The 12,635-nt window shown below is 61.8% G+C and carries 9 protein-coding genes; 3 read left to right on the forward strand and 6 right to left on the reverse strand.

Translation table 11 applies throughout. From position 1 onward, the window contains the following. Positions 1–33 precede the first annotated feature (33 nt). Positions 34–1,740 carry an AMP-binding protein gene (locus tag GRS80_RS01145; protein ID WP_160045952.1) on the reverse strand — a complete coding sequence of 569 codons (1,707 nt, stop codon included), beginning with the start codon at positions 1,738–1,740 and terminating at the stop codon, positions 34–36. A gap of 145 nt (positions 1,741–1,885) precedes the next feature. On the opposite strand from GRS80_RS01145, the gene GRS80_RS01150 reads away from it, so the two are divergent. After that, positions 1,886–4,036 (forward strand): acetate--CoA ligase family protein, encoded by a 2,151-nt coding sequence (locus tag GRS80_RS01150; RefSeq protein ID WP_160045953.1) that lies wholly within the window; start codon positions 1,886–1,888, stop codon positions 4,034–4,036. Between the two features lie 191 nt (positions 4,037–4,227). Here the strand turns inward: GRS80_RS01150 and GRS80_RS01155 are convergent, their stop codons facing one another. Genes GRS80_RS01155 through GRS80_RS01165 form a run of 3 tightly spaced genes read right to left on the reverse strand, consistent with a single transcriptional unit; the run spans position 4,228 to position 6,765 of the window. Beyond that, entirely contained in the window at positions 4,228–4,680 is a 453-nt protein-coding gene (locus GRS80_RS01155) for a VOC family protein (protein WP_160045954.1), read from the reverse strand. Beyond that, entirely contained in the window at positions 4,673–5,632 is a 960-nt protein-coding gene (locus GRS80_RS01160) for a 3-hydroxyacyl-CoA dehydrogenase NAD-binding domain-containing protein (protein ID WP_160045955.1), read from the reverse strand. The genes GRS80_RS01155 and GRS80_RS01160 overlap by 8 nt, the downstream gene beginning before the upstream one ends. Then, a complete protein-coding gene (locus GRS80_RS01165; RefSeq protein ID WP_160045956.1) occupies positions 5,629–6,765 on the reverse strand; it encodes an NAD/NADP octopine/nopaline dehydrogenase family protein in 1,137 nt (378 codons plus the stop codon). The genes GRS80_RS01160 and GRS80_RS01165 overlap by 4 nt, the downstream gene beginning before the upstream one ends. A gap of 152 nt (positions 6,766–6,917) precedes the next feature. Between GRS80_RS01165 and GRS80_RS01170 the strand changes: the two genes are divergently transcribed. After that, positions 6,918–7,649 (forward strand): SDR family oxidoreductase, encoded by a 732-nt coding sequence (locus GRS80_RS01170; RefSeq protein WP_160045957.1) that lies wholly within the window; start codon positions 6,918–6,920, stop codon positions 7,647–7,649. Positions 7,650–7,892: 243 nt separating this feature from the next. Here GRS80_RS01170 and GRS80_RS01175 read toward each other — a convergent pair whose 3' ends face one another. Both GRS80_RS01175 and GRS80_RS01180 read right to left on the reverse strand, forming a co-directional pair. Continuing rightward, on the reverse strand, positions 7,893–9,659 hold the full coding sequence (locus GRS80_RS01175; RefSeq protein WP_160045958.1) for a hydantoinase B/oxoprolinase family protein: 1,767 nt from the start codon (positions 9,657–9,659) through the stop codon (positions 7,893–7,895). After that, positions 9,652–11,745: a hydantoinase/oxoprolinase family protein gene (locus GRS80_RS01180; protein WP_160045959.1), complete on the reverse strand. Its 2,094-nt coding sequence runs from the start codon at positions 11,743–11,745 to the stop codon at positions 9,652–9,654. Before GRS80_RS01180 ends, GRS80_RS01175 begins: the two co-directional genes overlap by 8 nt. A 302-nt stretch (positions 11,746–12,047) precedes the next feature. Between GRS80_RS01180 and GRS80_RS01185 the strand changes: the two genes are divergently transcribed. Then, positions 12,048–12,518: an AsnC family transcriptional regulator gene (locus tag GRS80_RS01185; RefSeq protein WP_149080857.1), complete on the forward strand. Its 471-nt coding sequence runs from the start codon at positions 12,048–12,050 to the stop codon at positions 12,516–12,518. Positions 12,519–12,635: the final 117 nt, after the last annotated feature.

Below are 12,635 nucleotides of genomic sequence, written 5' to 3' on the forward strand. Positions count from 1 at the left end.
TGGCTCCGTCGGCACGTGGGTACGGGAGACCGATCAGGCTTGGCTCTCACGCTCGTGTTCCTCGAGTTTCGTTCGTTTGATCTTGCCGGTGACGGTGGTCGGCACCTCGTCGATGAACGTGATCTCTCGAGGATACTCGTACTTCGCGAGGTTGGTCTTGACGTGTGATCGAACCACTTCTTTGAGCTGGTCGTCGTCGGCTACTCCACCACTTGGTTCGATGTACGCCTTGATGATCTCGCCGCGGCCGTCGTCTTCGACGCCGATGATTCCGACCTCACGCACCTGGTCGAGTTCGCGGATCGAATCCTCGACTTCCGCTGGCCCGACGCGGTAGCCGTTCGTGATGATGAGATCGTCGGCTCGAGATTTGAACCAGAGCTGTCCGTCTTCGTCGCAGTAGCCCAGGTCGTCGGTGTTCATCCACTCCCCGTCGGCGACGAACTTTCGTTCGGTGGCTTCGTCGTCGTTCCAGAGTTCGACGAGCATCGTCGGATCGGGGGATTTCAGGCCGATGATACCCGTCTCACCGGTCTCACACTCGGTCCCGTCTTCGTCGATGATTCGGACGTCGTGTCCAGGTGCGGGGTAGCCGAGGCTTCCCGGATCGGCATCGAACCACTGCGAACACGACGTTACGAGATGCATGGCCTCGGTTTGGCCGTACATCTCGTTTAGGTTCGCACCCAGCGTCTCCGTGACGTACTCGTGGAGCTGTTCGGAGACCGGTTCGGAGCCGGACATCACGACCTGCAACGCGTCGAGGTCGTACTGTGAGGCGTCGAGTTGGGACATCGGCTTGAGCATCCCCGGAACCAACACCGCGCGGGTCGGACCGTACCGGTCGATGTTCTCGAAGACCGTCTTCGGGTCGAAGCCGGTCCGGGAGTCGTACCGGAACGCAGGGAACCCGTAGTGCCAGGAGCCAAGCACGAGGTTGATCCCGCCGATCCACGCGAGGTCGGGGGTCGCGTACAGAAGCGGATCGCTGTCGTGCCAGGGTAACTCGAAACACATCTGGAAGCTCGGCAGCCAGCCAAGAAGCGACTGGTGGTCCTGGACGACGCCTTTCGGCCTGCCGGTCGTCCCGCTCGTATACAGGATCAGTGCAGGATCGTCGGCCGCAGTCTCGACGGCTTCGTAGCTCGTCTCGCCGTCTATCTCGTCGAATCCTACCGTCTCGATGCCTTCGATATGTGACGTCGTCCCACCCATCTCGACGACGCACTCGACGGTGTCGATCGATTCCAGTGCGTCAGCGAGTGTCTCCGAGAGATCCTGATCCACGAAGACCGCACTCGCATCACAGTCGCTGAGCCGAAACTCGAGTGCGTCCGCACCGTACAGCGTCGAGAGCGGGACGCTGACCGCACCCAGTTTCCAGGCAGCGAGGTGAGCGAGCATCACCCGATCGCTTCGCGCACCGACGATAGCGACCCTGTCTCCCTGTCCGACACCGCGTGCCTCGAGGGCGTTCGCCAGGCGGTTCGATTCACGCTCGAGTTGCCAGAACGTGTACGTCTGCTCGCCTTCGTCTTCGATTCGTTGGAACAGCGCGACTTGGCCGCGTCTGTCCGCGTGACGGGTGACGACGTCGGTCGCGATATTGAACGTCTCCGGAATATCCCACTCGAAGTTCGCACGCGCCTGTTCGTAACTATCGTACTGTCCAAGATTAGGAACCGGTTCAGATTCCCAGTCGATCGAGATCGATCCGAACTGCGTGTTTCCAGGTGACATGTGTCTACCTCTCAATTACGTACGCATTTTCGCCCCGTCTGATAAAGATTTCCGGTTTTGCTCTCGCCCACTCGATCGTCCGGACGGCGGTCGTGCTGTGTGCTATTCACAATCTATATTAACGGACTGGGTGAATTGAGAGCGTATGGACGAACGCGATTATTCAGCAGAGCGGATCGAGCGTCTACTCGATCCCCAGTCGATCGCCATCGCCGGCGCGTCAGCCGACGAAAACAAACGCGGGTACATCGCGACCAAACGTCTGGTAGAATCCGAGTACGACGGAGAGGTGTACCCGGTCAACCCCTCCTACGAGGGCGAGATTCTCGGGACCGAGGTGCACCCGTCGGTCTCGTCGATCCCCGACCGCGTCGACCTCGTCTACGTCGTGACCCCCGCCGGAGCCGTTCCGTCGGTTCTCGAGGACGCTGGCGAGGCCGACGTCGCCGGAGCGGTGATTTTCTCGGCCGGATTCAGCGAGGTCGGCAACGAGGACACCGAGGAGGAACTCATCCAGATCGCCAACGAACACGGAATTCGCTTCCTCGGACCGAACGTCATGGGGATGGTGAACGTACCGAGTGACATCTGTCTGGGGATCGACGCGAGCTACGGGGAGGGCGGCCTCTCCGTGATTTCCCAGAGCGGAAACCTCGGGATGAATCTGGGCGTGGCGACGAACAAGGCACACAATACCGGCCTCAGTCACTTCGTCTCTATCGGCAACGAGGCGGATCTGAAGTTCCACGAGCTGTTGCCGTACTTCGCGGCCGACGACTCGACCGAGGCGCTCGTCCTCTACGTCGAGGGGATGTCCGAGGGACGAGCGTTTCTGGAGGAAGCGCGGCGATTCACCCAGGAGAAACCACTCATCCTCCTGAAAGGTGGACGGACCGGCGCCGGAAAGTCCTCCGCGGAGTCTCATACGGCCTCGCTGGCCGGGGACGCCGACGTGGTGGCGGACGTCTACTCGCAGGCCGGCGTCGTCACCGTCGACAGCTTCGACGACGTCGTTCCGGTCTACCAGGCGCTAACCGATGCACCGACGCTGTCCGGACGAAATATCGCGATCATGACCGAAGCGGGCGGAGTCGCGACGATTACCGCCGACTCGCTCGTCGAACACGGCATGAACGTTCCCGAGTTGACCGAGGAGACCCAGGAGAAACTCGCCGAGTTGTTCCCTTACTCGCCGAACCTCGAGAATCCGATCGATACGATGGTAACCGGGGATACGGCGTCGCTACACGGAGAGGCAGCGGAGATCCTGCTCTCGGATCCGAACATCGACGGGCTGATGATCTGTGGCGGCTACGGCGGCTACGGCGTCGGCGGAACCGGGATCGAACTCCCGATGGACGACGCCTCCGCCCAGGCTCAGATCGAGTCGGCCCGCCGGATCACCGAGTTGCCCTCGGAGTACGACAAGCCGGTCGTCATCAAGAGCACCTTCACCCCCGAGGAGTCGGAGGCACTTGCGATCTGTCGCGACGGCAACGTTCCCGTCTACGACTCGTTCAGGGACGCATCGCTCGCGTTCCAGTCGCTGGCGGAGTACAGCGAGGCCGTCGAGTCGGCGGACGAACGAAGCGATTTCGACGCCGGGTCGGGCGCTGACGGTCTCGAGACACTCGAGGAAGCCGCGGACGGCACCGTACTCGCCGAACACGAGGCGAAAGGGGTACTCGAGGAGTACGACATTCCCGTCGCCCCCTACGAACTGGTCTCCTCCGCCGAGGAGGCTGTCGAAGCCGCAGACCGGTTCGACGAGGAGCTCGCGATGAAGATCGTCTCCCCACAGATCCAGCACAAAACCGAAGCCGGCGGCGTCGCGCTCGGCGTCTCCGGTGAATCTGCGGTACGTGACACCTACGAGGAACTGGTGGCCAACGCAGAGGCCTACGATCCCGAGGCGACGATCGACGGCGTGTTGATCTCACCGATGCTCGAGGAGGGCGTCGAGGTGATCATCGGCGCCATACAGGACGAAGAGGTCGGGCCGGTCGTCATGTTCGGACTCGGCGGCATCTTCGTCGAAGTCTTAGAGGACGTCACGTTCGGTGGCGTTCCGCTGACCGAACACGACGCCCGCCGGATGATCGAGGGAATCGACGGCAAGGAGATCCTCGAGGGCGCGAGAGACAACCCGGACATCGACGAGGACGCACTCGTCGACCTGCTCGTCGACGTCTCGGAACTGGTCGCCGAGAACCCACGAATTTCGGAACTGGACCTCAACCCGGTCTTCTGTTACGAGGACGGTCTGTCGGTGATCGACGCGTCGATCACCCTGTAACGGCGCATCGACCGTCTTCCGCGATCGTCGGCCTCGAAGTAATTTTCCCGAGTTCCTGTCTTCGAGACGAGCGTCGTTTCTGTCCGGACCACTCGCGAGTCACGCCGGGTCGAAGGCGAAAACGCGCGAGTCGAGTCAGGTAGAATGTGAACAGGGACGTCGTATCCGGACCCGTCAGGAGCGAACCGAGGTCAGTCGTCCGCGTCGCGAGTCCATCCCGACTCGGCGGCGGCCGATTCGGCCGGGTGGGGGCGATCGTACTCCGTGAGGGCGACCATGACGCCCTCGAACGAAGATGGGTGGTAGAACACCTCGTGAAACCCCTCGAGTTCGACCTCGTCGACGGGGTCGACGCCGTTCGCCGCGAGTGATTCGCGCGCCTCGTCGACGTCGGCAACTTCGAACGACACCGCGTACAGCCCAGGGCCGTTTCGCTCGAGGAATCGCTGGACGGCCGAGCTGTCGTCGCCGGAGACGAACTCGACGCCGATGCGACTGGTTCGGTTTGCAATCGGCGCTGCCGGTGGATCGACGACCGCGCCGAACTCGAGTCCGAGCAGCTCCGTGAACTGACGCGTACTCGCCTCGAGGTCGGCCGTCGCGATGAGGACGCGATCGAGGGAGACGACCTCGACGTCACTCATCGTCGAGTGTCTCCGCGAGCGCGAGCATCCGACTGTAGGTTTCGGTCTTTAGCTCCTCGGCGTCGACGTCCTCGCCGTAGTCGTAGTAGCCGGCACCGGTCTTCGGTCCGAGATCGTTCGCCTCCATCTTCTCGACGACGCTGTCCGGGTTCTCGAACCGTTCCCCGAGCTCGTCCTCGAGGTACTCGTTGACGTAGTAGAGAATGTCGACGCCGCCGAGGTCGATGAACTCGATCAATCCGATCGCGGCCATCCGGAAGCCGACCCCCGTCCGGAGCGCGCGGTCGATCTCTTCGGGCGACGCCACGCCGTCCTCGTAGGCCCGGACCGCTTCGTTCATCGCAGCCGCCTGAATGCGCGAGCCGAGAAAGCCGGGACTGTCCGAACAGGTGACCGGCTCCTTGCCGACGGCCTCGAGGAGCGCGACCGTTCGATCGACCGCGTCGTCGTCGGTCCGTTCGTTGTGTGCGACCTCGACCAGCGGCACGATAAACGCCGGGTTGAGCCAGTGGGTTATCAGCAGTCGCTCGGGCGCGGGGGCGGCATCCGCCAGTTCGTCGATGCTGATCGAGGAGGTCGTCGTCGCGACGACCGCATCGCCGAGCGCGTCGGCCGACGAGGAGAGGAACTCTCGCTTGATCTCGGGATCCTCGGGGAGGGCCTCGAACACCCACTCAGCCGACTCGAGGGACGTCTCCGTCTCGCGAGTGACGGTGATCCGGTCGAGCACGTCGCTCGCGTCCCCATCGAAGTGACCGCGGGCTGCGAGAAACTCGAGGTTCGATCGGATCGTCTCGGAGACCGACTCGACTTTGTCTTCGAACTCAGAGTCCGTGCGCTCTTTCACGTCGAGGATGTGAACCGATCGCCCGTCCGTGGCGAACACTTGCGCGATACCGATACCCATTCGACCCGGTCCCACGACGACGATCGGCGGCTCTGCGTCCGTCATGGCTCGTCACCCTCGGCGAGGACCCGCTCGAACTCCCCACGCGAGAGATCGGCGAGGCCGAGTTGCTCGAGCGTTCGTCCCGTCTCGCTGTACTCCTCGTCCATGAGCGATTCCGCGATGTGGACGATGCTGTCGATCGTCGCCGTCTCGACGTCGAGGAACTCGCCGACGGAGGCCAACAACACCGTCGCGATGCTGATGTCCTCGTGGACGTACCGATCGTCGAGTGACGGTGGGTCTTCGCTGAAGGTGTCGGCGCTCATCAGCGCCTTGCGGGCATTTTCGCCGTAGAAGTGCCCACCGTCGGCCTCCTGCGGGCGGTAGTACTCGTCCTGGGTGAAGTGCGGTTCGTCGTATCCAAGCTCCTCTCGGATTCGAACGCGCTCCTCGTCGAGTGACATCAACGCGTTGTAGACGCCGTCACCGATCCCGTGGCGGTGGATGTTGAACGACTCGATCTCGTCGCTTTCGATCGCACCCGCGTTGAGTACCGTCGGCACGGCATTGACACACGAATTGCTGTTGTTCAACGCGCTGTCGAGTGCGTTTGCCGCTGGGATAGCCGACTCGTAGAGCCCTTCGACGACCGCGAGCGCCCGGTCGGTTTCGTCGCCGGGATAGGCACCGATCGGGAGCGCGACCGCGTCGAGGTTGATCGTCGACTCGGCGTCGTCGGACCGACGCGTCGCGTACGGCAGCGTCGGCGTTTCGGCGACGGTGACGTTTTCCGGCGGGTCGTCGAGTTCGTCGATCGACTGCCGGAGGAGATACGAACCGAAGTTTCCGGGACAGAGCAACACGACCTGATCGTCCTCGAGAACCGGTGCGAGGTCGGCAAAGAGCCCCCGCTGTGCCGTCGTCGGGAGCGGGACTACGACCGCATCGGCTCCCGAGACTGCCTCGGCGAGATCCGTCGTTACCGTCGAGAGTGAGACAGTGGTCCGATCGTCCGCCGTTCGTCTCGTCCCCTCGTAACGAGGCGAAACTGCGAGCGTAACCGACTGCGAGTCGAGTACAGCCGCGTGATTGTCCGGGGAGCGAACGTACCACTGAACCGTATGTCCTTGTTCGGCGAAGTCAGCAGCGGCGGCATACCCGCCGTTGCTGCCACCGATTACCGCTACAGTGTGCATGACCAGTCACACGTTAGAATCCAACATACGTAAATTGGATGGATCGTCACCTGCCCTTCGATAACGGACGTACGAACCGCATCCCCCGGGTAACGGTCGTACGATCCGCATCCCCCAGTTTGATGTGAGTACGCGCGCTTCGTACATACGGTATGTACGACGAACAAACAGTACTCGTCCTCTCTGGAACGTCAGATTCGGGTCGTGCGCTCGCACGAACCGTCGCCGACGCCGGCGGCACCGTCGGATTCACGTACAACAGTGCATCCGACGACGCCGAGGCTTTACTCGACGAACTCGACGGCGACGGCCACGAGGCGTGGTCGTGTGACGTGACCGACCCCGAGGAAACCGAAGCGGTCATCGACGAGGCGTTCGACGCGATCGGACCGATCGACAGTCTGATGTACACCGTCGGCGTCATCGCTCGAAGTTCGATCACGGACACCGACGTCGACGACTGGCAGCGTCACCTCGACGTCAACGTAACGGGGGCGTTCAATACGATCAAGGCTGCCGCTCCGAAGTTCGAAGAGCAGGGCCACGGTGCCATGGTCGCAGTGTCGGCGTGTGACGGCATCATGCGAAGCTCCAATCTCGCCGCCTACGACGCCAGCAAACAGGCACTAATCGCACTCGTCGAGGAAGCCGCACGGGAACTCGGCCCGTCCGGCGTCCGCGCCAACGTCGTCTCGCCGGGATTCATCCGGGATCCCGACGCGCTCTCGGAGGACGCAATCGACGGTCTCCTCGAGCAACAGCCGTACAAACAGCTGACGACACCACAGGCGATCGCGAACGCGTGTCTGTTCCTCTGTTCCGATCTGGCGTCGACGACGACCGGGGCGGTCTTGCCCGTCGATTCGGGACTCAGCCTCGAGTAAGCCGGCGACTCGAGTGTCGCGACGAACGTATTTTTTCAGCGCGAGCCGTTCGACGAGGAGTCCGGACCCAGATGTGTCATCCGTTCGCAGGCCGTACTGAAAACCACGTTGCGACGAAAACGAGTACCGACTGTCGGGAAAGAGCGCCGGGCCGACCGCGTCATACGGTTTACTGTAGATCATTTCCGGTGAGACCGCGACCCGGACGGCGGTCTCACCGGTAAATCGCTACAGCAATCCGTATCAGGCGGCCAGTTCGCTGCGGCGTGACTCGGTCGCCGCCTCGTCGACGCGTAGTTCGTCCTCGTCGTCGTGGAAGACGACGCCGTAGACGTCGTGGGCCTCCTCGACCGTGATATACTCCTTCACGACGTCCTCTCGAACCGCCTCGGGATCGCGCTCGAGCGGGTCGCCGTAGCCGCCACCGCCCGAGAGCTGGAAGCTGACGGTGTCGCCGTACTCGAGTTCGAACTGTCCTTTGGGATGGAGTTCCTCGGCCTCGTCGTCGGGGTTGAGAACCGTTTGTCCGCTGTCACCGCCCTCGCCGCCCTCGAGTCCCCACGGCTGGGACTCGGTGCGTTCTAACAGATTGGTAAACGAGACGTTTTCGGCGAACAGCGTGAAGTCCTTCCGAAGACCCAGGCCGCCGCGGTGTCGACCGGCACCGCCGGAGTCAGGGATGAGCTCGAGTCGGTCGATGACCACGGGGTACCGCGTCTCGTGGAGTTCGACGGGGATGTTGGTCACGTTGAACGACGAACAGATCCCCTCCTCACCGTCCTTGCGCTCGGAGGCACCGACGCCCCCGATCATGAAGTCATAGAGGATGAACTGCTCGCCGGTCTCCGGATCCTCCCCGCTGAAGTTGGGGTTGCCGAAGTGGCTGCTCGCAGCGATCACCTTGTCGGGGACTGCCTTGGCGACCGCACCGAGGTTCAGTTCGACGAGTCGCTGGTTGATGATCGGGCGAGCGTTCGCCGCCGTCGGTGGCTGGGGATTGAGGAACGATCCCTCCGGTGCACGGACGGTCATCGGTTTCATGATCCCTTCGTTCTGCGGGAGATACTTTTCGGTGATCGCCTTGAGGACGAACGCCGAGTACGCCCGGGTGTAGTTGATGTAGCTGTTGATCGCGCTCTGTGTCGCCGGATCGGTCCCATCGTAGTCGAAGATCAACTCGTCGTCGTCGATCTCGATCGTCACCTCGAGGTTGACCGGTCCGCTGTCGACGCGAACGTTGTCCATGACGTCCTCGAAGGAGTACTTGCCGTCGGGCATCTCCCGAAGGTCCTCTCGGACGCGGCGTTCGGACTGGGCGATGACCTCGTCGATACACGTGTAGATCGTCTCCCGGTCGTACTCCTCGATGATCTCCCGGAACAGGGTCGCACCGTGGTGGTTGGCGTTTTGCTGGGCCTTCAGATCGCCGATCACCTCGTCCGGCAGTCTGACGTTGGCCTCGATGAGGTCGACGAACCACCGCTCGAGTTCGCCCTCCGAGATCACCTTCGTCGGGAACAGCCTGAGCCCTTCCTGGTAGATTTCGGTCGCCTCGACCGCCTGCGATCCCGGTGCCATTCCGCCGACGTCGATGTGATGGGCGATCGTCACGGAGAACCCTTCGATCCGATCGTCGACGAACACCGGCGTGACGAGGAACATATCCGGCAGGTGTCCCGACCCCATGTAGGAGTCGTTCAACAGGATTCCGTCGCCGGGCTCTAGGTCGTCGTAATCGTACCGGTCTCGGACGTGCTGGACCGCATACGGCATCGATCCGAGGTGGCCGGGACTGAAGTTGCCCTGTGCGACCATTCGCCCTTCGCGGTCGAACAGTCCGGTGGAGAAGTCCTGGCCGAGCGAGACGGCCTCGCTCTTCCCGGTTCGCTGGAGGACTTTCCCCATCTCGTTGCACATCGCGACGAGTCGATCCCAGATAACCGTAAACGTGATCGGATCGAGTTCGTCGGCGTCGATACTGATCTCTGCATCCGAATCTGTCTCACTCATGATCGCTCACCTCGTTGATTTCGATGACGAGATTGCCGTACTCGTCGACGGTCAAGACGTCACCCGGCGGAACGACGGTCGTCGAGTTGACCTCTTCGATGACCGCGGGCCCGGTGAGTTCGGCACCGGGGGAGAGTTCCTCCCGGTCGTAGATCCCGGCATCGGTGAAGCCGCCGGCGCTCTTGAAGTACGCCTCCCGCGTTCCCTTTCTGGCGTCGCTCGCGCGAGCCGATCCGCTCTCGGCCGTCTCGATAGACATCGACTCGGTCGGGCTTCGGACCGTAACTTTCCACGTGATCCCCTCGATCTCCTCGTCCTCGTCGCTGTAGCCGTACGTTCGCTCGTAGGTGTCGTGGAACCGCTGTTCGATCGTCTCGATATCATCGGAGCCAAGTGCTCCGGTCGGAAGTTCGACGCCGAGTTCGTGTGCCTGACCGACGTACTTCATGTCGGCTTCGCGCTCGACTTCGATCTGGGTGTCGTCGCCACCCGCTTCCTTGACGAGTTCACGGCCACGGGCCTCGAGGTCGTCGTAGATGTCGTTGACGTGTTCGAGGCCGTCGGGCGTGAGTTCGGTGATGTACGTCTGATCGAGGTGGAACTCGATGTCGGCGACGAGCAAGCCGCCGGCGCTCGCGACGCCCGCACCCGGAGGCACGATCACCTTCGGGACGTTGAGTTCGTGTGCGATGAACGCTGCGTGGGACGGACCGGCACCGCCGAAGGCGATCATACCGAACTCGCGGGGGTCGATCCCGCGTTCGGAGGCGTGAATCTGGCTCGCGCGGGTCATCGCGTTGTCGACGATCTCTTTGACACCCCACGCTGCGTCGTAGGTGTCCATGCCGAGCGGTTCGGCGATGTCCCGATCGATACCGGCGAGTGCGTCGTCGACGTCGATATCCATCCGCCCTCCGAGGAAGTAATCCGGATTGAGGTAGCCAAGCGCGAGGTCGGCGTCCGTGACGGTCGGCTGGGTACCACCGCGACCGTAACAGATCGGACCCGGTTCCGCACCGGAGCTCTCCGGCCCGACGGTGATTCGGCCGGTGTCACTCGCCGCGGCGATGGAACCGCCGCCGGCGCTGATCTCGATCATGTCGATGACCGTCAGGTTGATCGGGAGGCCACTGCCCTCTTTCATCTCGGCCTCGTCGACTTCGAAGACGTCCGTTCGTTTGGGTTGGCCGTCGATGATAAAGCAGATCTTCGCCGTCGTCCCACCCATGTCGAACGAGAACACGTTCTCGTGACCGACGTGTTCGCCGATGTGGGCCGCGTTGAGCGCACCGGCGACCGGCCCCGACTCGATGATCTGAACCGGCGACTGCTGGATCATCTTCGGCGTCGCAACGCCGCCACTCGATTTCATCATGAAGAACGAGCCGTCGTACCCCTGCCCGTCGAGGTCTTCTTCGATCTTGCTCAGATACTGCTGGACGGTCGGTTTGACGTAGGCGTCGACCAGCGCGGTGTTCGTCCGCTCGTACTCGCGGTATTGCTTCGAAATGCCCGACGCACGCGTCGTATACAGATCCGGTGCGACGTCCTCGATAACCTCCGTCGCCGCACGCTCGTGTCTGTCATCTTCGTAGGAGTGAAGGAAGCTAACCGCGACCGACTCGTAGTCGTCTTCGATATCCTCGACCAGCGACGCGAGCTCGTCCTCGTCGAGTGGCGTCACAACACCCTCTCGAGGGTGGAGGCGCTCGTCGACCTCGTAGATGTTCTCCCGGTCGACGATCGGATCGGGCTTCTCGATGAAAAGATCGTACAGATCGTAGCGTTTCTGTCGGCCCAGAATCGGAACGTCCCGGAATCCCTCCGTCGTCAACAGCGCCGTGTCCGCACCGTCACGCTCGAGAACGGTGTTCGTCGCGAGCGTCGTGGCGTGGATGAGCTGCTCGAGGTCGTCGATCTCCGAGTCGACTTCGGTGAGAAATTCGTCGAGTCCCGTCAGCACACCCTGAGACGGGTCGTCGACCGTCGTCGGATACTTGTACACGTCGAGTTCACCGGTCTCCTCGTCTTTCAGTACAAAATCGGTGAACGTTCCACCGACATCGAAGCCTATTCGCTTGGGCATTAGGTGGTATATGTCCCGGCATGTGTAATAAATTCCCACGGTTTTTCGCTCCCAGACGGCGAGAAAACGTTTCCGGAGTGACACTGATTCGCCTCAATTTCAGTAAGCCAGGTCGGCCGCTCGGTGAGAAACTATGCGATGTCGAGTGTTCATACGGACTGCTGTAACTGATTACTGTCGGACCCGGAGAACCGATCCCGGATGCGACGGTAACGACTTCCAGTAGCCCGTCTCGAAACGCGGCCATCCAGAATGGGTATTGAAAACGAGGATTTATTTCGTGTGCATATCTATACATTGCCATGCCACAAGAACTCGACGGGCTGGACGAGATCGACCGCACTATTCTCCGTATTCTCGTTCAAAACCCGCGGACGCCGTACTCGGATATCGCCGAGCAACTCGAGGACGAAGGGTTCGAAATGAGTGGTGAGGGGATCCGATACCGCGTCTCGAAGCTGTTCGAGACGACGTCGATTCTCCTTCTGACGGCTCCGAAACAGCACGGATGGGAGGTGATCCGGCTGTTTATCGCAGTCGAAGACAACGAGGATGCAAAAGAAGAGACGTTCGAAGCACTGGCTGAGATGGGGTTCTGGATGAACTGTCGCGGGCTCGGTTCGTTCGATCTGTACGCCGTCGCAACCGTCTCCTCGAATCGAGACGCCGACGATCTGATCGACACTGTCCGAACCCTCGAGAACGTCTCGAACGTGGAGTATATGGTCGAGACAGACCGGATGACGACGATCGAAAACTACCTCGCACAGTAGTAACGCTCTCGCCATCGAGACAGACGCCGCCGAATATATTCGTCTTCGCCCCGCTCACGATTCGAGTCGACTGGTTGTTCGCTTTGGTCACGGTCTACTCCTCCTGATTTTCGTACA

This window comes from Natrialba sp. INN-245, assembly GCF_009807105.1.
In the GTDB taxonomy this organism is placed as follows: Archaea; Halobacteriota; Halobacteria; order Halobacteriales; family Natrialbaceae; genus Natrarchaeobius; species Natrarchaeobius swarupiae.

Bases quoted from the DNA above. Each gene is read 5' to 3' on its own strand.
- GRS80_RS01185 (WP_149080857.1), top strand. From the start codon at position 12,048: ATGCCACAAGAACTCGACGGGCTGGACGAGATCGACCGCACTATTCTC.
- GRS80_RS01180 (WP_160045959.1), bottom strand. From the start codon at position 11,745: ATGCCCAAGCGAATAGGCTTCGATGTCGGTGGAACGTTCACCGATTTT.
- GRS80_RS01165 (WP_160045956.1), bottom strand. From the start codon at position 6,765: ATGCACACTGTAGCGGTAATCGGTGGCAGCAACGGCGGGTATGCCGCC.
- GRS80_RS01150 (WP_160045953.1), top strand. From the start codon at position 1,886: ATGGACGAACGCGATTATTCAGCAGAGCGGATCGAGCGTCTACTCGAT.
- GRS80_RS01160 (WP_160045955.1), bottom strand. From the start codon at position 5,632: ATGACGGACGCAGAGCCGCCGATCGTCGTCGTGGGACCGGGTCGAATG.
- GRS80_RS01175 (WP_160045958.1), bottom strand. From the start codon at position 9,659: ATGAGTGAGACAGATTCGGATGCAGAGATCAGTATCGACGCCGACGAA.
- GRS80_RS01145 (WP_160045952.1), bottom strand. From the start codon at position 1,740: ATGTCACCTGGAAACACGCAGTTCGGATCGATCTCGATCGACTGGGAA.
- GRS80_RS01170 (WP_160045957.1), top strand. From the start codon at position 6,918: ATGTACGACGAACAAACAGTACTCGTCCTCTCTGGAACGTCAGATTCG.
- GRS80_RS01155 (WP_160045954.1), bottom strand. From the start codon at position 4,680: ATGAGTGACGTCGAGGTCGTCTCCCTCGATCGCGTCCTCATCGCGACG.